The organism is Rhizobium sp. SL42 (assembly GCF_021729845.1).
Taxonomy (GTDB): domain Bacteria; phylum Pseudomonadota; class Alphaproteobacteria; order Rhizobiales; family Rhizobiaceae; genus Allorhizobium.
On record NZ_CP063397.1, the window covers coordinates 1,011,274 to 1,032,746 of the forward strand.

Annotated in this window: 21 protein-coding genes, 1 pseudogene and 1 riboswitch; of the genes and pseudogenes, 7 read left to right on the forward strand and 15 right to left on the reverse strand. The window is 59.5% G+C overall.

Annotated features, from left to right (window positions below; genetic code table 11):
* Positions 1-6: 6 nt before the first annotated feature.
* The gene (locus IM739_RS04670) at positions 7-642 is read right to left on the reverse strand and encodes a recombinase family protein (protein WP_237370053.1); all 636 of its coding nucleotides are present in this window, start codon (positions 640-642) and stop codon (positions 7-9) included.
* Positions 643-935: 293 nt separating this feature from the next.
* On the opposite strand from IM739_RS04670, the gene IM739_RS04675 reads away from it, so the two are divergent.
* Positions 936-3,026: an AAA family ATPase gene (locus tag IM739_RS04675; RefSeq protein ID WP_237370054.1), complete on the forward strand. Its 2,091-nt coding sequence runs from the start codon at positions 936-938 to the stop codon at positions 3,024-3,026.
* A gap of 605 nt (positions 3,027-3,631) precedes the next feature.
* On the opposite strand, the gene IM739_RS04680 is transcribed toward IM739_RS04675, so the two are convergent.
* The 3 genes from IM739_RS04680 to IM739_RS04690 all read right to left on the reverse strand — a co-directional run bounded on the left by IM739_RS04680 (position 3,632) and on the right by IM739_RS04690 (position 6,703).
* Positions 3,632-4,258, reverse strand: a complete 627-nt coding sequence (locus IM739_RS04680) for a hypothetical protein (RefSeq protein WP_237370055.1) — start codon at positions 4,256-4,258, stop codon at positions 3,632-3,634.
* Entirely contained in the window at positions 4,251-4,598 is a 348-nt protein-coding gene (locus IM739_RS04685; RefSeq protein WP_237370056.1) for a hypothetical protein, read from the reverse strand. Before IM739_RS04685 ends, IM739_RS04680 begins: the two co-directional genes overlap by 8 nt.
* Before the next feature lie 557 nt (positions 4,599-5,155).
* On the reverse strand, positions 5,156-6,703 hold the full coding sequence (locus tag IM739_RS04690; RefSeq protein ID WP_237370057.1) for a recombinase family protein: 1,548 nt from the start codon (positions 6,701-6,703) through the stop codon (positions 5,156-5,158).
* Positions 6,704-6,751: 48 nt separating this feature from the next.
* Here IM739_RS04690 and IM739_RS04695 point away from each other — a divergent pair.
* Positions 6,752-7,657: pseudogene (locus IM739_RS04695) on the forward strand (YifB family Mg chelatase-like AAA ATPase); the annotation flags it as partial.
* A gap of 64 nt (positions 7,658-7,721) precedes the next feature.
* Here IM739_RS04695 and cysK read toward each other — a convergent pair.
* Complete coding sequence (gene cysK, locus IM739_RS04700; RefSeq protein ID WP_237370058.1) at positions 7,722-8,690, reverse strand: cysteine synthase A; 969 nt, start codon at positions 8,688-8,690, stop codon at positions 7,722-7,724.
* 137 nt (positions 8,691-8,827) lie between these two features.
* On the reverse strand, positions 8,828-9,445 hold the full coding sequence (locus tag IM739_RS04705) for a LysE family translocator (RefSeq protein ID WP_237370059.1): 618 nt from the start codon (positions 9,443-9,445) through the stop codon (positions 8,828-8,830).
* Positions 9,446-9,810: 365 nt separating this feature from the next.
* On the opposite strand from IM739_RS04705, the gene IM739_RS04710 reads away from it, so the two are divergent.
* Positions 9,811-10,443: a LysE family translocator gene (locus IM739_RS04710; RefSeq protein WP_237370060.1), complete on the forward strand. Its 633-nt coding sequence runs from the start codon at positions 9,811-9,813 to the stop codon at positions 10,441-10,443.
* Between the two features lie 3 nt (positions 10,444-10,446).
* Here IM739_RS04710 and IM739_RS04715 read toward each other — a convergent pair whose 3' ends face one another.
* Both IM739_RS04715 and IM739_RS04720 read right to left on the reverse strand, forming a co-directional pair.
* On the reverse strand, positions 10,447-10,749 hold the full coding sequence (locus IM739_RS04715) for an NIPSNAP family protein (protein WP_237370061.1): 303 nt from the start codon (positions 10,747-10,749) through the stop codon (positions 10,447-10,449).
* Between the two features lie 5 nt (positions 10,750-10,754).
* Entirely contained in the window at positions 10,755-11,657 is a 903-nt protein-coding gene (locus IM739_RS04720) for a DMT family transporter (protein WP_237370062.1), read from the reverse strand.
* 106 nt (positions 11,658-11,763) lie between these two features.
* Between IM739_RS04720 and IM739_RS04725 the strand changes: the two genes are divergently transcribed.
* A complete protein-coding gene (locus IM739_RS04725; RefSeq protein WP_442981092.1) occupies positions 11,764-12,225 on the forward strand; it encodes an Lrp/AsnC family transcriptional regulator in 462 nt (153 codons plus the stop codon).
* A gap of 27 nt (positions 12,226-12,252) precedes the next feature.
* Here IM739_RS04725 and dut read toward each other — a convergent pair whose 3' ends face one another.
* On the reverse strand, positions 12,253-12,723 hold the full coding sequence (gene dut / locus IM739_RS04730) for a dUTP diphosphatase (RefSeq protein ID WP_237370064.1): 471 nt from the start codon (positions 12,721-12,723) through the stop codon (positions 12,253-12,255).
* A gap of 90 nt (positions 12,724-12,813) precedes the next feature.
* Here dut and IM739_RS04735 point away from each other — a divergent pair, with 90 nt between their 5' ends.
* Positions 12,814-14,397 carry a peptide chain release factor 3 gene (locus IM739_RS04735; RefSeq protein WP_237370065.1) on the forward strand — a complete coding sequence of 528 codons (1,584 nt, stop codon included), beginning with the start codon at positions 12,814-12,816 and terminating at the stop codon, positions 14,395-14,397.
* 77 nt (positions 14,398-14,474) lie between these two features.
* On the opposite strand, the gene IM739_RS04740 is transcribed toward IM739_RS04735, so the two are convergent.
* Positions 14,475-15,149, reverse strand: coding sequence for an HAD family hydrolase (locus IM739_RS04740; protein WP_237370066.1), 675 nt, complete (start codon positions 15,147-15,149; stop codon positions 14,475-14,477).
* 131 nt (positions 15,150-15,280) lie between these two features.
* Positions 15,281-15,377, forward strand: a riboswitch (TPP riboswitch).
* Between the two features lie 61 nt (positions 15,378-15,438).
* Between IM739_RS04740 and thiD the strand changes: the two genes are divergently transcribed.
* Positions 15,439-16,248 carry a bifunctional hydroxymethylpyrimidine kinase/phosphomethylpyrimidine kinase gene (gene thiD, locus IM739_RS04745; RefSeq protein ID WP_237370067.1) on the forward strand — a complete coding sequence of 270 codons (810 nt, stop codon included), beginning with the start codon at positions 15,439-15,441 and terminating at the stop codon, positions 16,246-16,248.
* 9 nt (positions 16,249-16,257) lie between these two features.
* On the opposite strand, the gene IM739_RS04750 is transcribed toward thiD, so the two are convergent.
* Both IM739_RS04750 and IM739_RS04755 read right to left on the reverse strand, forming a co-directional pair.
* Positions 16,258-16,656 carry a GFA family protein gene (locus IM739_RS04750; RefSeq protein ID WP_237370068.1) on the reverse strand — a complete coding sequence of 133 codons (399 nt, stop codon included), beginning with the start codon at positions 16,654-16,656 and terminating at the stop codon, positions 16,258-16,260.
* Positions 16,657-16,741: 85 nt separating this feature from the next.
* A complete protein-coding gene (locus IM739_RS04755; RefSeq protein ID WP_237370069.1) occupies positions 16,742-17,653 on the reverse strand; it encodes a pirin family protein in 912 nt (303 codons plus the stop codon).
* A gap of 275 nt (positions 17,654-17,928) precedes the next feature.
* On the opposite strand from IM739_RS04755, the gene IM739_RS04760 reads away from it, so the two are divergent.
* Positions 17,929-18,756, forward strand: a complete 828-nt coding sequence (locus tag IM739_RS04760; protein WP_237370070.1) for a class II glutamine amidotransferase — start codon at positions 17,929-17,931, stop codon at positions 18,754-18,756.
* Positions 18,757-18,769: 13 nt separating this feature from the next.
* On the opposite strand, the gene IM739_RS04765 is transcribed toward IM739_RS04760, so the two are convergent.
* From IM739_RS04765 to IM739_RS04775, 3 genes are all read right to left on the reverse strand, one after another.
* Positions 18,770-19,123, reverse strand: coding sequence for an MmcQ/YjbR family DNA-binding protein (locus IM739_RS04765; protein ID WP_237370071.1), 354 nt, complete (start codon positions 19,121-19,123; stop codon positions 18,770-18,772).
* Positions 19,120-20,334 carry a bifunctional phosphopantothenoylcysteine decarboxylase/phosphopantothenate--cysteine ligase CoaBC gene (gene coaBC / locus IM739_RS04770; RefSeq protein WP_237370072.1) on the reverse strand — a complete coding sequence of 405 codons (1,215 nt, stop codon included), beginning with the start codon at positions 20,332-20,334 and terminating at the stop codon, positions 19,120-19,122. Before coaBC ends, IM739_RS04765 begins: the two co-directional genes overlap by 4 nt.
* A gap of 89 nt (positions 20,335-20,423) precedes the next feature.
* The gene (locus tag IM739_RS04775; protein WP_237370073.1) at positions 20,424-21,467 is read right to left on the reverse strand and encodes a sensor histidine kinase; all 1,044 of its coding nucleotides are present in this window, start codon (positions 21,465-21,467) and stop codon (positions 20,424-20,426) included.
* Positions 21,468-21,473 lie beyond the last annotated feature (6 nt).

The window sequence follows — 21,473 nt, forward strand, 5'->3', positions numbered from 1 at the left end:
CTCCGGTCACAGCCCCCAAAGAGCTAACGCTTTTTCAGTCGCTACTGTGTCCTCTTTGATCCGGTAGACAGTCTGACGTGACAGCCCAGTGGTCTTGGCGATCTCCGACACCGAAGCACCCTTGCTGTCCATGTCCACGACCTGAGAGAACTGATCGCGGGTGTAGCTCGGCTTGCGGCCTTTGTAGCTGCCGTCATCTTTGGCTTTCAGTTGGGCAATAGCGACCCGCTGAGCTTCCTTGGTGGCTTCGACTTGTGCCTGTGCTGTCGCAGCCATGAAGGCGATCAGCGAGTCTCTGACGGCCATCTGGACGGGGTCTGTGGTCGATCCGTCGAAGGTCATGTTGTTGATGATGGTCCGGATGATAACGCCCCGGCGGATGAACTCACGGATGGTGTCTGTCACGTCAGCATAGTTTCTGCCCAGGCGATCCACCCAGCGCACGACCAGCACATCACCGGCCCGGAGCATGTCGAAGAGCCGCTTCCCTTCCGGTCGATCCTCCATCAGCACCGAGACACCAGATACACCATGATCTGCAATGACGTGGTCGAAGGTGAAGCCAGCATTTTCAGCGTGTGCTCGCTGGTGATCGACGGACTGCTCGCTGGTCGAGACGCGGGTGTAAAGGAACGTTGCCATGAGCTACTCCATGTCCGATAGGATGATGTACACATGGATGACTGACCGAAAGCCTCACGTCAACCCTAACGGACAAAAACTAGTGCAATATTCAGATGTCCGCTGAGGCATGCCCTATCGGACAATCATTGGATACCTCAGGTGCTCGCCGGATATCATATCAAGTTGGCCATGATCGCACAGTTCGGCGCATTTTCATCGAGGCCACAGTCGGGGATCGTATCAAAAAAGTTGAGATGAAGTGATCATGCTCGTGCAATACTCAATGCATCTGGCCTGAGGAGCTGATCAGCATGAAGATTAGGTATGTCAACATTGCCAACTTCCGTGGCATCAGAAACGCCCAACTGTCGGACCTGAAGTCTTTAGTTGTTATCGCGGGGGCGAACGGGTCGGGGAAATCATGCATATTGGACGCGTTTAGATTACTTAAAAGCGTTTATGGAGGATACCAGCAGAACGAGTATCATCACTGGTTCGGCGAGTTTCAAATTAACTTCTCTGCTGATCCAAAGAGCTTCGAAAGGCTGCTGAACGATAAGTCGAAGCCGATGCATTTGGAGGTTCAAATCGAGCTGGATGATGCGGAAAAGGGCTTCATTCGTGATAATCTGCTGGAATTGGTCACACAATCTATTTGGCGACAGGTTGCTCCAGAGATTGGTTGGTCGAACCTCCTAGCCGCGCCACTAGCTGCACAATTCCGGGCACAGAACGAGGAAGTTCAAAAGCGTGCGCAGGAAGAAAGCGCAATGGTTATCGAGCAGCTTGAGCAAAATTATGCGAAGGCGGTCATGAATATGACGCCCGGCTCAGCTCCTACCTTCGAAAACAGCAAGCTATTGGAGATCGCCTTCAGCGTCTTCTATCCGGGAAAAATCGGATTAATAGACTACCATGGACCGCACCGATTATTTGGCAGGGAGCATCTTGCTAACATCAACGTCGATCTAAACGCTATAAAAGAGCAAAGAAAACAGAGCAGCATTTACAATTACAACGCAAAGTACTCAAACGTGAAGAGCGAAATGGCGGCATTATACGTTCGTGAGGCACTTGCAAAGCAAGCAGGAGCTACATTTACTGAGAACGAGAGTGTCACGCAGACCCTTCAGGAGCTATTTCAAACGTTCTTTCCAGATAAGGAATTTCTGGGGCCTCGTCCGACAGCTGACGGCGGATTGGTGTTTCCAGTTAAGGTCGGAGGCCGGGAGGAGCACGATCTCGATGAATTGAGCAGCGGCGAGAAGGAGATATTGTACGGATACCTTAGGCTGCGAAACTCTGCACCGAAGCACTCGATCATCCTGCTCGATGAGCCAGAACTCCACCTCAATCCGGGGCTTGCCCGCCGACTGCCTGACTTTTACAACCGACACTTGGCAGTGTCTCAAGATAACCAGGTATGGCTCATAACGCACTCGGATGCGATGCTCCGCGAAAGCGTTGGTAACTCAGACTATTCCGTCTTTCACATGGCACCGAGCGCATTTCGTGCAGAGGGCGAAAACCAAGCGAAACCTATTGCGGCCGCGAAAGAGTTTGAAGCTGCAGTTGTCGATTTGGTCGGAGATCTTGCAGCGTACAAGCCGGGTGCGAAGCTAGTTGTATTTGAGGGATCGGAGGACTCGGAGTTCGACGTGAGGATGACGGCGGAACTTTTCCCCAAGTTCGCTGCGCAGGTGAACTGCATTTCGGGCACGAACAAGAACAGAGTTAAGGGCCTCTACGACGCATTAGAGCGAATGACCCAGAGCGGAGCGATCCATGTGAAGGTTTACGCTGTAACTGATGCTGATGCCGATCATCCGGGGATCGTCGGAGCAAATGAACTCAGTTGGGATCGCTATCACATCGAAAACTACTTACTCGAAGCGAGGGTCCTCGCCAAAGTGCTTGCCGAGCTGAAAGGCCCAGGTGCAATCGTTTTAGAAGCTGACGCCGAAAACTTTTTATACGCCGCCGCAAAAGATACACTGTCACAACTGGTTGTGCATAAAGTCCAGTCTGAGGCCAACGATCAATGTGTCCAGGCGCTGAATCTGCGCGTTAATGCGAACAGCATGAGCGTAGCCGCAGATGTTTCAGCCGCACTGCAAAACTCGTTGGCCCGACTATCCGCTCTTCACAATGGATCGCTGTCTCTTGCCGAGTTGGAGGTGATCGCGAACAAGAGGAAGCAGGAGTACGAGGACGACCTCGCTAATGGCAACTGGAAGAAAACGTTTCGGGGGCGCGCCATCCTGAAAAGGATCGCAGACAAGCATGGAGGTGGGGCCGGTTACAACGTGCTCAGAAACCTTATGCTTGCACGGATGCGGGATATGGGTCTCGAACCCGAAGGGATGAGGACCGTCCTCGACAGGATCATTGGAGAAGCCTGAGCTCAAATCTGCGAACGCAGGGGACGGGGGGGACTCGCCAATCCTGATATATGATCTTGGGCTCAGACAATTTTCTGAAGAACATTCCGGGGTGGGTATAGATCGATTTTGCACGGGAAAGGAATGCAGACCCCGTCGATGATGTTCATCTTCTTCAGCTCCATCACACACGTTGATGATCACCCAGAGGTTCATCACGACCACGATGGAACAGACCAAGGATCGATCCATAGTCTCTGAGCTTAATTTGAATGGTCAGCGTGCAAAATCCTCAGTTATCGGTGGATGGAAGACCAGATGATTATTATCGCCGACGATTGGTCTTGTCGGTCGTGGTCGCAATGATCATCACCATCTTCTCCATGGTCGTTGTCCCCGGTGATGAAGGGCATGGTCGAAATATCAGGTGTGTGGTAACGCTCTTTCTGGTCAGGGTTTTCGAAGGTCGTAAGACCTGAGAACCCAGAGACTGGACGTGACGATGGATTGAGGAGGGAATGAACATGGATGGTCGATCCTCATGCCCTCCTCGAAGCCCAACTTTATTCTCGCTCCAGGTGTCGTTTGCTAGTCTAACTATGGGTATGGAAGAGAAAATGGGACTCTCATCCCGTCCTCTGCTCCATCGTCTTGACCAGTCGTGAGACCGTCTGCTTCGGCCATCCCGTCTGCCTCACTACCGAGCCTTGGGAATGACCAGCAGCCAGGAGCTCACGAATGACCTGAGTCTTCGTCTCCACCTTCCTGGGCCTTGGACCACTGGTCTTCACCTCGTCCTTTAGAGCAGCCCAGACAGCAGCCTGTCCTTCCGGCGTGATGAGGACGCATTGAGTCTTCCGGCCCCCGTGGTCGAAGGTGATTGGGACAACGAGGCCACCCTCCAACCCCTCACGGGTTGCCTGAGGAACGCGCTCGTACCGGGGCTTGGTCACCTCCGGTGCGCAGATCATCGGGACGTCCTTGGTCGTCAGGGCACGGACCACGGCTCCGATCTGCTCCAGCGCGTTGGTCACCTTCTGGGACGACAGACCTAGTTGGTCCGAGAGTTTCGAGATGGTCAAGCAGCCTGTGACGATCTCACCCGTGACAGGATTGATAATCTCGCCACGCTTTCGATTGGAAGCGCGGGGGAACGGATCACGATTTCCACGCGGAATGTTCCGCAGGGGTTTCCCCCCACGGGCAATCGCGGCTTCTCTCTGGGCAGCGATCCACGCTGTAAAGTCAGCCACGGAGCGACCTCTTTGCTGGGCCCTGGCACCTCAAAAGGTTGGGCTTGCGGAGGTCGAGGCGATCACGGCTGCGGTAGCGGATGACCTGTCCTCGTCCTGCCCGCATGATCTCACGGGCGACCGGGACGATGTTTCTCAAGCGCGGGTGAGCAAGGCAGACATAGTAGTTTCCGTGACCGTCGCCGCTGAGGGACCAATTCAGGGACAGGCCTTCAGTCACGAGACGGTCGAAATCATCCCGGTCGATCATGACCGAGGAACCGCATTTGAGGGTGACGAAGACTGTCAGGCCGTCTTCGGAGAAGCGGATGGGGCGTTTTGTATTAATCGGGTTATGCATGTGAAGGTCTCATGGTTGGTTGCGTTTCAGAGCGTCCTGCGCTCTCAGAACCCGCCCCTCCCGTCCGCTGCCGGGGCCTGTGAAATGGACACACGCGCACACGCCAGCGACCACCATGGACCTTCACGAACATGGAAGGTGCGGGCGGTGCAGCGAGGGACAAGGACTGGAGGGGGACGAGAAGGGCGAGTCGTGAGAGAGCAGCTTACGGGCCGCTGTCGGTCACTGACGGTTAAGTGGGCTTGTGATCACCCACTTGTCGAAGGGGGGCTAACCGTCAAAAAAGCTCCCCCGGCAGCCCCCGAGCGCCAGCGAACTGGAGCAGTGAGGACCGACCGAGGGGGGCAGCAGGAACCCCAGAGGAGTAGCCCATCTCCTGGATGTCGGGGACGGATGGACCGGGGTTCTTTTCCCTAAGTGGGGGGTAATTGGAGAGCCTTCGACGGCAACCTGCTGGTACCAATCGCCTGTTCTTCCTTAAGGGAGGGGTAATTAGATACCAGTTCAAACTGGCTTCAGGAGCCTACAACTGAAGTCGGCATTTGGTAGACGGCAGATCATGCGATCATAAGAGGCATGGCGTAGACAATGTCTGTCCATTCATCCTCGGCATGTCTCCACTGGAAGCCCAGTTGCCCGTCGCGATAATCCACCACGACCTTGGTGAACAGCTGTCGCAAGATGGCGTTGATCCTAGCCGGTTCCGCGTTCTCTTCCTGCACTCTTGTAACTAGATCTCGGACAGTATCCTGCACACGGTTCGTGAGGCTATCAGCTATCTGGTCCTCTATCTTCTCCAGCTGCGCGCTGATCTCGTCGCGCTGAACTTCCGTATTGTGAAGTCGGTCCAGTAATGCTCTCGACTGACCTGATAGTGCCACGGCTTCGACAAGCCTGTCGATCTCATCAGACAACACATCCTGCTGCAGAAGCAACTCTTCCCACTGCGCTTGGAGCGCGGCGTTCGGAGAGGGCAGCCCTCTCCAAAGTTCTTCGACATGATAAGAGATAGCGTGCTCGATATCCTCCAGCCGCACCTGCTTGTAATCACAACCCGCGCCCACCTTCGCTCGTGTGCAAACTAGATAAGGCTTGCCTTGTTTGGGTCCTGCGCCCTTGTTCACACGTGTCATGGTCGCATCGCACAGTGGACAGCGGGCGATCCCCGCCAAGACATTCGCGATTGGCGCTCGGCTTGATCGAGGCCTTCCGCCAATCATCGCAGCAACACGCTCAAATGCTTCGCGCTCGATGACGGCAGGATAATAGTCGTCAATCGTCTCCGTCGGAATGCGGACCTTCTTGCCGTCCACTCTCTCCACTCGGTGCGGAGTGAACCTTCCAATGACATTTTCATCCGCGAGCATTTTATTGATGTATGAGCGGTGCCACATCTTGCCGCGCCCAAAAACTGAAACGCCCTCTGTATTAAGTGCGTGGGCGAGGCTGTGCTGTCCGACACCCTTGAGCGTCTGATCGAAAATCCTACGCACCAATTCCGCTCGCTCGGGGATGATTTCAAAGCCATCACGAGTGGTGTTGACCCTCAACCACCCCGGACAAACGGATGTGATTGGCGTTTTATGTTCTGTTGCAATCTTCCGTTTGTTGTCCCACGACGCGCTGAGCCTTCGCGCTTTCTTCGCGCTTTCCTCGTGAGCCCGAGAGGCGACCAACAACGCGACGAGCAATGCCATCGGATCGCCGTCTAGCGTCTCCTCTGTGTAGGCCCGTCCATCATCCAGTGTGACTACTGCGATGCCCGCCTCACAGATGCGCTCGAGAACCTTTACAGCCTTCCTAGGCTTTTGACGGCTGAGGCGGTCAAGACTTTCTACCAGCAGAGATGAGCCTCGCGCGATGTCGCCGTGGTGAACGGCTGCAAGGAACTCGCCCAGTCTGCCAGTCTCCTCATTCGCACCGGTGTAAGCTGAGACCCCCAGATCGCGAAAAGTCAGTTTGTCGTCGAGTTCCAGGCCATGCAAAGCAGCGTATCTTGCCGCTGCCTCCGTCTGACGTCTGAGGCTATCACCTCGCTCCTGTTCGGGTGTGGAGAACCGTATGTAGCTGTAGGCTTTGGGTCTTGGGGTATCAGGCTTGTGCATGTCAGGCGCATACCATGTTCTAAAAACGGAGGGTAGGGGTCCTTTGTACATAACGTGCTGATGGTTGGTCCGCCAGGGTCGGGAAAGTCGATGCTGGCGGCGCGCCTTCCCTCGATCCTGCCACCGCTGTCGGCTGCAGAACTGCTTGAGGTCTCGATGATCCATTCGATTGCCGGCCAGCTTTCGGGGGGCAAGCTGTCGGATCGCCGTCCGTTCCGCACACCGCATCATTCCGCCACCATGGCGGCACTGGTCGGCGGCGGGATGCGCGCCCGTCCCGGGGAGGCCTCGCTTGCCCATCATGGCGTGCTCTTTCTGGACGAACTGCCGGAATTTGCGCCGCCGGTCCTCGATGCCCTGCGCCAGCCGCTGGAGACCGGCGAGTGCATCATCGCGCGCGCCAATCACCGGGTAACCTATCCGTCGGATTTCCAGCTCGTTGCGGCGATGAACCCGTGCCGCTGCGGCATGGCCGGCGAACCCGGACACAGTTGCGCCCGTGGGCCGCGCTGTCAGAGCGACTACCAGGGCCGGATCTCCGGTCCGCTGATGGATCGCATCGATATCCGCATCGACGTGCCGGCCGTGGCTGCCACCGACCTCATTCGCCCGCGTCCGGCCGAGAGCAGTGCCGATGTCGCAAAACGTGTCGCCGCAGCAAGGGATCGCCAGCGGCAGCGTTTCAGCGATCTCGGCCTGCCGACCTGCACCAACGCCCGTTGCTCGACAGCCTTGATTGAGACATTGGCCGAACCGGATCCGGCCGCCCTGCAATTGTTGCGGGATGCGGCCGACAAGTTCCGATTTTCTGCCCGTGGCTATCATCGGGTGTTGAAGGTGGCACGCACGCTGGCCGATCTCGATGGTGCAACCATGCTCGGCCGTATTCATCTCGCCGAGGCGATTTCCTATCGCATCGCGTCGGAGCGACTGGCATCGCCGGCGGCGGCATAGACGGGCAGTGGTGACGGGTGTTTGTCTCGGCGCCTGCCAGAGGCGCAGAGACATCAGGTCGGCATCATTCGCCGAGGCCGGCAAACAGCGCTGTGGAGAGATAACGTTCGGCGAAAGAGGGGATGATCACCACGATCGTCTTGCCGGCATTTTCATCGCGGCTGCCGACCTTGATCGCAGCGGCCAATGCAGCGCCGGAGGAGATGCCGACCGGAACACCTTCGAGACGGGCGACAAGACGGGCAGTCTCGAAGGACTCGTCATTGGTGACGGTGATGATTTCGTCATAGATCTTGGTGTCGAGGATGGCGGGGGCGAAACCGGCCCCGATGCCCTGGATCTTGTGCGGACCGGGTGCGCCGCCGGACAGCACCGGACTGTCGGCCGGTTCGACGGCGACGACAGTCACGCTCGGCTTCTTTGCCTTCAGCACCTGGCCGGCGCCGGTGATCGTGCCGCCGGTACCGATGCCGGATACAAGGATGTCGATGGCACCGTCGGTGTCGTTCCAGATTTCCTCAGCCGTCGTCTTGCGGTGGATTTCCGGATTGGCCGGATTTTCGAACTGCTGTGGAATGACCGAAGCGGGCGTTGTCTCCGCCAGTTCCTGCGCCTTGGCGATGGCGCCCTTCATGCCCTTCGATCCCTCGGTCAGCACCAGTTCGGCGCCGAGCAATGCCAGCATCTTGCGGCGTTCGATCGACATGGTCTCGGGCATGGTCAGGATGAGCCGATAGCCCTTGGCGGCTGCGGCAAAGGCCAGCGCAATGCCGGTATTGCCGGATGTCGGTTCGATCAGGGTTGTCTTGCCGGGGGCAATTTTGCCCTGCGCTTCCAGGCTTTCGATCATTGCGACCCCGATGCGATCCTTGACGGAGGCGATCGGGTTGAAAAATTCGAGCTTGCCCAGAAGGTTGGCCTTCACGCCCTTTTCCCGTGCCAGCTTGTCGAGCCGGACGATCGGTGTGTCGCCGATCGTATCGGTAATCGAGTTGTAGACGCGGCCGCGGCCCGGTTTCCTGACATTGGTCATGTATCTCTCCCTGCTATGCGTTTTGTTGGCGGCGAGGATAGGCCCAAACGGCATGCGCCGCCAGAACCTCCAGTTCATGTCGTGGTCAGTGCGGAGAAAAAAGCAGTCGCTTTTGCTGCCGTTGCGACATCTCTGTGTCAGGCGCCGCGCGTGGCGATATAGGCCGCCGTCCCGGCAAGGATGCCTGCCGCCGAGCGATTGAGCGTTTTCAGCGCCGATGGTCGCTTCAGCAGAGTGCGGGCCTGTGACGCGAGCAGGATATACGGAATGAGAACTGCCATCAGCACGGCGAATGTCAATCCGACCAGCAGCGCGTAGTCTGCCATGCCGATCGCCTCGAGGGGGAGCAGCGTCGGCACCAGCGCGATGTAGAACAGCATGGTTTTCGGGTTTCCGAGGGTTACCAGAAGTCCGGACAGGAAGGAAAGTCCGGCATGTGTCGAGCGTTGAGCCTCGATCGATTGCGGCAGCAGGCCGGCAGTCCAGAGCTTCCAGGCAATGAAGATCAGATACATGGCGCCGGCGAACTTGATGACCAGAAACGCGGTGGCAAAGGTCTTGGCGACCAGGGCGAGGCCGAGAATGACCGCAGTCAGATAGACAAGATCGCCGAGGATCAAGCCCAGTCCCATGAAGAAGGTCGGGCGGAAGCCCGAGCCGAGGGCGCGTGCGACAATCGCCGTCATGCCGGGTCCCGGAATGGCTGCAGCTATGAAAAGTGCGCCGCAATAGGCAAGTACGGTCGTCAGCGTCATTCGCAGTCCTCCGGATATGGGCGGTTTCCGCGCGAACGAATTCGAGAAATTGATCGCGAGGACGAGGCCGGCGGGTTCAGATATAGGATCCCGACCACCGGAGCCATTCATTTTTACCGGAACCGGTCCGATGGCTCAGGCGGAGGCGGTAGTCGACCGGCCTCGACTTGTCGCAGCCGAGCCAGGTGGCCGTGCTGGCCGATTGCACCTGCCCAAACGGAAGCCCGCTCCGGCAGATCTGCCTCCATTCAAGGACGAATGGCTATTGTGCCACAATACCTGACTTGCAATGGTGACACGATACGTCGTTGCAGTCGCCGCGCGACCAGGCCTAAGACAACGAACGATCATTTCGGAGCCGCATCATGCCGACCCTGCCGACCCTTCTTGCCTTCGCGCTGATCTGCCTTGGCATGGTGCTGACGCCGGGTCCGAACATGATCTATCTGGTCTCGCGCTCGATCTGCCAGGGACCGGCAGCCGGTCTCGTCTCCCTCGGGGGTGTTGCCTTGGGATTTCTGTTCTACATGCTGATGTCGGCGCTCGGTATTACCGTCCTGCTGATGGCTATTCCCTTCGCTTATGATGTGCTGAAGTTCACGGGCGCTGCCTATCTCGTCTGGATGGCATGGCAGGCCGTCCGCCCGGGCGGACGTTCGCCCTTCCAGGTGCGCGACCTGCCGAAGGACAGTCCGCGCCGCCTGTTCGCCATGGGGCTTGTGACCAGCCTGCTCAACCCGAAGGTCGCGGTGCTGTATTTGTCCCTGCTGCCGCAATTTCTCGATCCGGCGCGTGGCAGCGTGTTTCTCCAGTCGGTCGCCCTCGGCGCGACCCAGATCGTGATCAGCGTTTCGGTCAACGCGATGATCGCGTTGATGGCCGGCTCGATTGCTGTTTTTCTCGCTGGCCGGCCGTTCTGGATGGTCGTCCAGCGCTGGTTGATGGGCACGGTGCTCACCGCGCTTGCAGTCAGGATGGCGACCGAAGCGCAGCGCTGACGCTCAGAACATCGGCCGCATGAAGCTGCGTTCGTAGCTTATGATGCAGCGAGTTTCCTCCGCATAGGCAAATGCCGCCTGACATTCGGCATCCGCCGCCATCTGCTGGCGGTAGACCTCGTAGTCGGCGAGCGAGGGGAAGCTGAACAATGCCAGCGCGATATTGTTCGCCCCTTCATGCGGCAGGAAATAGCCGTGATGAGTGCCCCCCAGCCGGTTGACCAGCGGGATCCAGAGTGCTGCATAGTGTTCGAACTCGGCCAGCTTGTAGGGATCGATCACGTAGCGCAGGCTGCAGGTTATCATGGAGTTCAGGCCTTTCTTTTGAACGGGACGAATGTCGTGGGTGACAGGTTCAGCGTCGTTGCGACGGCGGCAAGCAGGATTGCCGCACCACCTGCGGCCTGCCCGGGCGTCAGCACGTGGCCATAGGCCAGCATGTCGACCGCGATCGCGACGACGGGATAGAGGAAGGACAGGGTCCCTGTCAGGACCACCGGCAGTTTCTGGATTGCGGAGTAGAGGAAGGCATACATTGCGCCCGTATGCACGACACCGATGATCGCGACCATCATCCAGTTTTGCGGCGAGGCCGGTAGCCGGTCGAAATCGGCGAGCGGCAATAGCATGACGATACCGGTGGTGACCTGGATCAGTGCGATCAGATAGGGCGACGTCCCCTTCAGATGTTTGGTGACGAAAGCCGCGATCGCATAGCAGAACGCCGCAAGCAGGGAGAGCAGGATGCCGATCAGATAGCCATCCGGCGTGACGCCGCCGATGGGCTCCCCCGTCAGCGTCATGGCCAGCATGCCGGCAAAGGCCAGCCCCATCCAGCCGAGTTTGGCGCCGCTGACGCGCTCTCGGAGGAAAACCATGCCGAGGCCGACCAGCATGAAGGGCTGGACATTGTAGACGATGGTCGTCACCGAAATGGACGCGAGCGGATAGGCTGAAAACAAGGCGAGCCAGTTCAGGACCAGCGCAATGCCGCCCGCGACCGCCATGGCAAACCGCTTCAGATTGAAGGCGGGATCCGAAAAGGCGCCGAATCGGTGGCAGAGCAGGGCCAGTATCGGAGCGCCGATCAGGCAGCGAAAGAAAACCACATTATAGGGTGTCTGGCCTGATTGCATGACGAACCAGCCGATTGTGCCGGATGTGACCATGGCAATGGTCATGTCGATGATGCCGCGCTTGATGATAGGGTTCATGGTCGCCTCCGGTGATGTGCGGATTCTATCCGTCTTTTCTGGCGATTTGCTTTCTGGAAATTAGGTGTACGATGGAATCGTCGAAATAATGTGAGGAGAAATGGCGATGAATATGCATCTTGTTCAGCTGCTCGACAGCGTCGACCGCAGCATTGTCGAGGCATTGGCCGCCGATGCGCGCCTGTCTTTGAAGGAACTTGCGGCACGGGCCGGCCTTTCATCGCCGGCATGTTCGGAGCGGTTGCGTCGTCTCGAGGATCGTGGGGTTCTACAGGGCTATGCGGCCGAGGTTGCGCTGGAGGCGCTGGGCTATCCGTTGCAGGCGATCGTGCGCGTCCGTCCGCTGCCGGGCATGCTGTATATCGTCGAGAAAATCATTCTGGAGACGCCGGAAATCATCGAATGCGACAAGGTCACGGGCGACGACTGCTTCATCTGCCGGGTCGCGGTGCGCAGCATGGCCGATCTCGACCGCGTTCATGATCGCATCATCGAAAAGGCCCAGACCAATACGTCCATGGTCAAGTCGACGCCCCTGAAGCGCCGTCTGCCGCCGATCGTCGGTTAGGTCAGGTCAACAGATCTGGGGCGGCCCTCACACGCCGGTCGAGCCGAAGCCGCCGGCGCCGCGCACGGTTTCAGACGTCACGGTCACTTCGGCAACCCGCGCCTGGGTGACCGGAGCAATCACCATCTGGGCAATGCGCATGTCGCGTGTGATGGCAAAGTCTTCGTCGCCGAGATTGATCAGCAAGACCTTCACCTCGCCGCGATAGTCGCTGTCGATCGTGCCGGGTGTGTTGAGGCAGGTGATGCCGTTCTTGAAGGCAAGGCCGGAACGCGGGCGGATCTGTGCTTCGAACCCTTGCGGGATCTCGAAGATGAAGCCCGTCGGCACAAGGGCCCTCTTGCCGGGGGCAAGCACCAGCGGTTGGTCGGTATCGACGGCGGCGCGCAGGTCCATGCCGGCCGCACCGGATGTCTCGTATGCGGGCAGGTCAAGGCCGTGCCCATGCTGCAGCCGGACCAGGTTCAGGGTCGGCGTGATGTCTGTGTGGATGGTCATTAGCCATTACTTTGCCCTCACTTGGTCAAGGTCAATTGCAATGCCGGCCTTTAATCGCTAGATAGCCCGCAATTCCACAGGATTCACGACATGGCCGAAACGCTCGCAGAGGCGGTCTCCCGCCGCCGCACCTTCGCTATTATCGCTCACCCGGACGCCGGCAAGACGACGCTCACCGAAAAGCTGCTGCTCTTCGGGGGTGCGATCCAGCTCGCCGGTGAGGTCAAGGCCAAGAAGGATCGTATCCAAACCCGTTCAGACTGGATGAAGATCGAGCGCGAGCGCGGCATTTCGGTCGTGACCTCGGTGATGACCTTCGAATACAATGACAAGGTTTTCAACATCCTCGACACGCCGGGTCACGAAGACTTTGCTGACGATACCTACCGTACGCTGACGGCCGTCGACGCCGCGGTCATGGTTATCGATGCCGCCAAGGGTATCGAGCCGCGCACGCTGAAGCTGTTCGAAGTCTGCCGCATGCGCGACATCCCGATCATCACCTTCATCAACAAGATGGACCGCGAAAGCCGCGATCCCTTCGAAATCCTCGATGAAGTCGAGGAAAAGCTGGCGCTCGACACAGCGCCGATCACCTGGCCGGTCGGCCGGTCGAAGACATTCAGCGGATCCTACAATCTCGCGGAAAACACCTTCCGCGGTTCCGACAAGCAGGTCGAAGGCCTGCCTGTGAACAGCCCGGCAAATGTCGCCGAACAGCTGCCGGAAAACGAGCGTGAAGCTTTTATCGAAGAGCTGGATCTGGCGCGCGAAGCCTGCCGCCCGTTTGACAAGCAGGCCTTCCTCGAGGGCCATATGACACCGGTCTTCTTCGGCTCGGCTTTGAAGAATTTCGGCGTGCGCGACCTGATCAACGCGCTGGGGGATTTTGCCCCGCCGCCGCGCGACCAGGTGGCCGATATCCGCAAGGTTCATGCATCCGAAGACAAGATGACCGCTTTTGTGTTCAAGATTCAGGCCAATATGGATCCGAACCACCGCGACCGCATCGCCTTTGCCCGCATCTGCTCCGGCAAGCTGGAGCGCGGCATGAAGGCGCGTTTGGCCCGCACCGGCAAGCAGATGGGCCTGACGGCACCGCAGTTCTTCTTCGCTTCGCAGCGCCAGTTGGCCGATACGGCCTATGCCGGCGACGTGGTCGGCATCCCGAACCACGGCACGCTTCGTATCGGGGACACCTTGACCGAAGGCGAAAACCTCGTCTTTCAGGGCGTTCCGAACTTCTCGCCGGAAATCCTGCGTCGTGTACGCCTCGAGGATGCGATGAAGGCGAAGAAGCTCAAGGAAGCGCTGCAGCAGATGGCCGAAGAAGGCGTCGTGCAGCTCTTTTCCCCGGAAGACGGCTCGCCGGCGATCGTCGGTGTTGTCGGCGCTCTGCAGCTCGACGTTCTGAAGGAACGACTGTCGGGTGAATATACGCTGCCGGTCTCGTTCGAAATGTCGCGTTTTTCGGTCTGCCGCTGGATTTCATCCGATCAGCCCGCCGAACTCGACAAGTTCATGACCCAGCGCCGCGGCGATATCTGCCGGGATCTGGACGGCGATCCGGTCTTCATGGCGCAGGATGCATTTTCGCTGCGCTACGAGTCGGAGCGGTTTCCCGCGATCAAGATGGTGGCGATCAAGGAATATCACGTCGCCAAGGCGGCTTGATCGTTTTCCATGCGATGTCGGTCAGCCCGCGCACCAGAGGCGCGGGCGTGCCATTCCCGGGCTGACCTTGGAAAAGGTCAGCCGGCCCGGACGATCTGCATGCCGCCATCGCCGTCGACATGCACCTTAAGCCCGATATAGCTCGCAATTGCCGGATGCCGGGTCTCAAGTGGATGGCTGTGGGTGGCGGTGACCACCATGACATCCGAGCCCGCAGCTTCGCCGGCCAGCACGCCGGCCATCACGTCTTCGAACACCAGGCAGCGGGCCGGATCGACACCGAGATGGCTTGCCCCGAGCAGATAACCCGCAGGATTTGGTTTTCCGATCTTCACGTCTTCGGCGGTGACGATTTTTGGCGGCTGCGGCAGGCCCGCGGCCTCGATGCGGGCCCTTGCGAGGAGCACAGGGGCCGATGTGACGATCGCCCAGCGCGCCGAGGGCAGGCCGTTCAGAAAGTCTATCGCGCCGGGAATGGCGACCACACCCTCGACGTCTTCGATTTCACCGCGCTCGATTTCCAGCGCTTCCGCCTGAACGTCGACACCCGGCAGGCCAAGTCCGCTGATCGTGTCGATGCCACGTTTGCCATGCATCGTTGGCAGGAAGGCCTCGACATCGAGCCCGTGGCGTGCGGCCCATTTGCCCCACACGCGCTCTGCGGCCGCGATGGAGTTGAGCAGCGTACCGTCCATGTCGAACAGAAAGCCATTGTAACGCTTGTCGAAGACGGTGTTCTGGGCGAAGGGCAATCGCGAATTCCTTGAGCTGGGACGATAGGCTGACTACGCAACTAGCCATTTTTGACTTTTGTCGCAAATGGTTCGGGGCTGTGCCTATGCCATTTTGCATGACAGCAGCGCCGCTCTGCTCTAAGACTAGGCTCCAGAGACAGGGGCGTTCATCGAAAGATGGGCTGAGAAGCACCCTTTGAACCTGAACCAGATAATGCTGGCGGAGGGAGTCGCTTGGGAAGCCTCCGCGCATATCGTGGCCCTTCCCGTCGGCTACCCCGCTGGAGAAGGGGCGCCCGTGAAATCCATGTCCAGTTTCATTGCCAATGTGCTGTCGATTGCCGGATCCGATCCGTCCGGTGGGGCCGGGATCCAGGCCGATCTGAAGACGTTCTCTGCACGCGGATGCTACGGCATGGCGGCGATCACGGCGCTGACGGCACAGAACACCCGGGGCGTTTCGTCGGTACAGGCTATCGACCCTGACTTCGTCGCGGAGCAGATCCGGATGATTTTCGCCGACCTGCACGTCGATGCCGTCAAGATCGGCATGATTGCCAATGCCGATATTGCCCGCGCGGTTGCCGAAGCGCTGAAGCCATATCGCGCCATTCCAATCGTCCTGGATCCCGTCATGATCGCCAAGGGCGGTGCCGCGCTGCTGGACCCCGAAGCGGTTGCCGTGCTCCGCGATGAGCTTCTGCCCCTCGCAACGCTTCTCACCCCCAATCTTCCCGAAGCCGCTGTCCTGCTCGGCGAGCCGGAGGCGGCCCGCCGGGAGGTGATGGAATCGCAGGGCGCCCGTCTGATGTTACAGGGGCCCAAGGCTGTGTTGTTGAAGGGCGGGCATCTCGCCGCCGCCGACAGCCCGGACCTGCTGGTTTCAGGCGGGCGCTTTCGTTGGTTCGAAGCGCCGCGGATTGCCACGAAGAACACCCACGGGACGGGCTGCGCGCTGTCGAGTGCGATTGCCGCCGAACTTGCAAAGGGGCTGACAACAGTTGACGCCGTTGCAGCGGCCAAGAGCTGGCTGGCTAGCGCGGTCGCGACGTCGGGGGCTTTGGCCGTGGGTTCGGGACATGGGCCCGTGCATCATTTCCACGCCCTTTGGAGATAATCCCCTGGTCTATTCGCCGGCAGATGCGGGAATGTCCCGTATGTCGCTCACCCATCTCAGGGCAGAGCCGGTCCAGCTCTGATGGCGTGGCGTGAGCGCCTGCCGCTGATCGATCGTTCCGAGGCGTATGGCGATGCTGGCGCCGGTGGCATCGACCCGCCAGAGTGGCGAACCACAGATATCACAGAAGTACTGGTCACTCGGCCTGCCGCTGGCGCCGAACTTGCGGTATCGGCGCGCCGTGCCCGCCACAACGCGGAAATCCATGGGTTCCGCACCGACGCTGACCCGGTAAGCGCATCCGGTCAGTCGCTGGCAATCGGTGCAATGGCAGATGCCGACCTCCTGCGGGTCGACTTCGGCTTCGAAGCGGATAGCGCCGCAATGGCAGCCGCCGGAGATATGCATGTTCAGCCTCCCAAAAAAGAAAACCCGGCGGAGGGGGGCCGCCGGGCAAGGGGAACTTGACTGTCACAGCCTTGCGGCTGCTTGTTTAATGATCGACCTTGATAAAAGTTCCATTCTGCAATTCGTTCATCGCCTGCATCAGCTCTTCGCGTGTATTCATCACGATCGGGCCGTGCCAGGCGACCGGTTCCTTGATCGGCTTGCCGGTGACCAGCAGAAAGCGGATGCCTTGTTCGCCGGCCTGCACGGTAATCTCGTCGCCGGTGTCGAAGACGACCAGCGTCCTGTTGCCGGAAAGGTCGCGGATATTCAGCTCTTCGCCCCTGTATTCCTTTTCGACCTTTACGCCGAATGGCGTGGAAGCGTCGCGGAAGCTGCCGGATCCTGCGAAGATATAGGCAAAAGCGGAACGATAGGTGTCGACCGGAATGGTCTTGCGCTTGCCGGGCGGCACCGAAATGTCGAGATAGACCGGCTCCGCTGCAATCCCGTCGACGGGACCTGCCTTGCCCCAGAAAGCGCCGGAGATCACCCTGACCGCGGTGCCGTCGTCATCGACCACGACGGGAATATCGGCGGACTTGATGTCCTGATAACGCGGCGCGGTCATCTTCAGCGACGAGGGCAGGTTGGCCCAAAGCTGGAAGCCGTGCATGCGGCCCGCGAAATCGCCCTTGGGCATTTCCTGATGCATGATGCCGCTCCCGGCGGTCATCCACTGGAGATCACCGGCGCCGAGCAGCCCGCGATTGCCGAGGCTGTCGCCGTGCTCGACCGTGCCGGCCAGCACATAGGTAATGGTCTCGATGCCGCGATGCGGGTGCCAGGGGAAGCCGCGAATATAGTCGGACGGGGTATCGTTGCGGAAATCATCCATCATCAGGAAGGGGTCGGTCATCGACGGATCGCCGAAGCCGAACACTCGGTGCAGCTTGACGCCGGCGCCTTCCATGGTTGGCGTGGCGCGGCTTTCATGCTTGACGGGGCGGATCGACATGGAATGCTCCTTTTGCGTGATTGCCGCCAATATAGCCGAATTTCGCCGCAGCCGAAGAGAGACGCCGGGAACGCAGTGTTCACAAAGCCCGCCCGTGTTTGGAAAACAGGCCCTCAGTCAAAAAACGCGATTGTGCGGTGCAGAAAGTGATTGCAGCATTCGTCAAAATTCTGTCATCAATGTCACGACGTTTACGTATCGTTAGCCATTCGGTTGAAAACTGTCTCAAAGTGCGCCGGCGACGGACCGGTAGCTTGTCGGAGTTGTGAAAACGCATGTGTCGTTGGGCAGCCTATCGCGGCGAAGCGATCTATCTGGAAGAACTGGTGACCTCGCCGGCCCATTCGCTGATAGAGCAATCCCACTGCGCCACCCGCGCCAAGACAGCGACCAACGCGGATGGCTTTGGCATTGCCTGGTACGGCGATCGCCCGGAACCTGGCCGTTTCCGCGATGTGCTGCCCGCATGGTCTGACTGCAACCTGAAAAGCCTTGCCAGCCAGATCCGCTCCTCGCTGTTTCTTGCACATGTCCGCGCAGCCACCCATGGCTCGACCCGCCGCGACAACTGCCATCCTTTCGTCAACGGCAACTGGTCCTTCATGCATAACGGCCAGATCGATCATTTCGACCGCATCCGCCGGCCGATGGAAACGATGCTCGACGACGAGCATTTCCATGCACGTGTCGGCACCACGGATTCCGAGCTGCTGTTCCTGCTGGCCCTGCAATTCGGCCTCAAGGAAAGGCCTATTGCCGCCATGAGCGAGGCCGTGGGCTTCGTCGAGCGCATGAGTATGCACATGACCGGTGAAGCGCGTGTACGCTTCACGGCGGCCTTCTCCGACGGTCGGGCGCTGTATGCCGTGCGCTATTCGACCGATGCATTCGCGCCGACGCTCTATGCTGCCCCGATGGGCGACAAGGGCGGTTACTGTCTGGTTTCCGAACCGCTCACCGACGAGACCGACAAATGGGTCGAGATCCCGGCCAGCAGCGCTGTCATCCTGAGCGAAAAGGGACTGGACGCGGTCGAATTCCGCCCGGCCGCCGATGATGCCCGTATGCCGGAGCCGGCACGTAAGCCGGCAATGGCACTCTGATCGGGTTCCTGAATTAGAGCGGAATGCCGAGGTCGATTCGCAGCTTGCGTGTCAGGCCGGCGCTGACAAGACCATAGGACCGACGCAGATATTCCTCGGCCTCATCCGCGTTCAAGGCTGATGTCGGTGAAACGGAGACCCATTTGCGTTTGGCGAAATAGGGTGCCTGGTCAATCCCTTCGATCGCGGTCAGAATCTCGAAGCTCTCTTCGCTCACCTTGAACGTCAGCCGGTTCTCAGCATCGGTGATAAGGCCGAATACCTTGTCTCCGACCTTGGCGACGGAGGATTCCCATTGATCGGCAAGAGACGTGCCGGGGAGCGCCTCGACAAATTGTTGGAACCCCGTGCGGCTGAACAGGCTCATCTCGATGTTCCGCTGACATGAGTTGCGATCCACAGCGCCAGCCGTTCCGCAACCTCGGTCTTCGAAAGGTCCGGCCATGCCTCGACGCCGGTCTTGGTAATCAGCCGCACGCTGTTGCGGTCGCCGCCCATCGCGCCGGTTCCCGCAGAAACATCATTGGCGACGATCAGGTCAGCGCCTTTGCGCTCCAGCTTGCTGCGGCCGTTTTCATCGATATTCTGCGTTTCAGCCGCAAATCCGACCACCAGCCGCGGCCTCTGGGCATGATGGCCCACGGTCTTGAGGATATCCGGGTTCTCCGTCAGCTGTAGCGGCGCGGGAGCTTCCCCCGGGAGCTTCTTGATTTTCTGATCGGCCGAACTCGCCACGCGCCAATCGGCGACAGCCGCGACCATGACCGCGATGTCGACCGGAAGGTTTGCCAGCACAGCGTCCCGCATCTCTTCCGCCCGTTCGACATGAACTGTCCTGACGCCGGTGGGATCGGAAATTGTCACGGGCCCCGAAACCAGTGTCACCTCCGCACCGAGCTTTGCAAGGGCAGTGGCAATCGCATGGCCCTGTTTGCCGGAGGAGCGGTTGGCGATATAGCGCACCGGATCAATGGGTTCATGGGTTGGGCCGGATGTCACCACGGCCTTCATGCCGGCAAGCGGTTTTGGTCCCGACAGCTGCTGTTCCACGGCGGCGACGATGTCGAGCGGTTCGGCCATGCGGCCAAGGCCGCGTTCGCCACTTTCCGCCATTTCGCCTTCCATCGGTCCGACAAACTGGATGCCGTCCTTCTGCAAGGTCGCCAGATTTCGCTGCGTCGCGGACGCAGTCCACATCTTCGGGTTCATTGCCGGCGCGATCAGGATCGGGCGGTCGCTGGCGAGCAGCACGGCGGAGGCCAGATCATCGGCCAGGCCATGCGCCATTTTCGCCATCAGGTCTGCGGTGGCCGGAGCAACGACGACAAGATCGCATTCCCGCGCCAGCCGGATGTGGCCGACATCCTGCTCGTCCTCGCGGGAAAACAGGTCGGTATACACATGGCTGGCAGAAAGCGCGCCGACAGCGAGCGGTGTGACGAACTCCTGGGCTGCCTTCGTCATGATCGGCCGGACCACGGCGCCGCGTTCGCGCAGCCGACGGATCAGGTCGAGGCTCTTGTAGGCGGCAATGCCGCCAGCAATGATCAGGAGAATGCGCTTGCCGCCCAAGGTCATGGATAAGGCCCTTTCTGTCAGCGCGACCCTATCGCAATTCAGGCGAGAGGCAATGTCGGGAGACAGTTGTGGTAAATGTGCGACGAGTATCAGCTGGCCGGGCCAAGCTGAAGCGGAACCTCGGCCACCGTGCCGCCGACATCTTCGAGATAATGCAGCCCCGCCCCGAGCGTAGATGCCATGGATTTGACGATCCGGCTGCCGAGGCCTGTGCCCGTCGGGCCTTTGCCGGGATCAATGCCGATGCCGTCATCCTCGACCCGCAGCAGCGCCTCCGTGTCGGACAGGCGCTTCAGTTTCACGCGAATATCACCTCCACCGCCGAGATTGGGATAAGCGTATTTGAAGGCGTTGGTCACGAGCTCCGTAACGATCATCCCGACCGAAACGGCCTTGTCGGCGGTCATTGAAATAGGGTCGGCATCAAGCAGAAGCCGGACCGGTCTTTCGGCACTGTGCAAGGAGTTGAACAGCTCGGCCGTCAGCCGGCCGAGATATCGATCCAGTTCCACCCGGCTGACATCCTCGGAAGTGTAGAGACTGCGATGCATGCCGGCGATCGCCGAGATGCGCGCCTGGGTTTCGGCCAGTTCGGCCTTGACCTCGTCGCTCTTTGCGCTGGAGATCTGCAGCCTGAGCAGGCTCGCGACGAGGGCCAGCGAGTTTGCCACCCGATGGTTGACCTCGGCGAGCAGGGCTTCCGCGCGCTCCTTGCCCAGACGGATTTCCTCGTCTGCCCGCTCCTTGGCGGCACGCAACTGGGCGTTCGACACGGATTGTTCTATGGCGCTGGCAAGCAGCGGCAGGAAATCGTCGCTGACCGATTTGATCACATAGTCGGCAGCGCCCGCCTTGATGGCCTCGATCGCGATCTGGGCCTCGTTGGAGCCGGTGACATAGACGACCGGCATGTGGAAACCCTGCGCGCGAAGGTCCGCCATCACTTCATGACCGGTGGTCTGGCGCAGGTAGTGATCGAGGACAACCACGTCGAAATTGCCGCCCTGCAGCAATGAAAGGGCGTCATGCGTGGTTTCCGCATGCGCGACCTCGTGTCCCATGCGGCCAAGGGATCTTTGCACCAGCCGGACGATGGCGGCGTCGTCGTCGATATAGAGGACGCGGAAGCTCATCGTCAC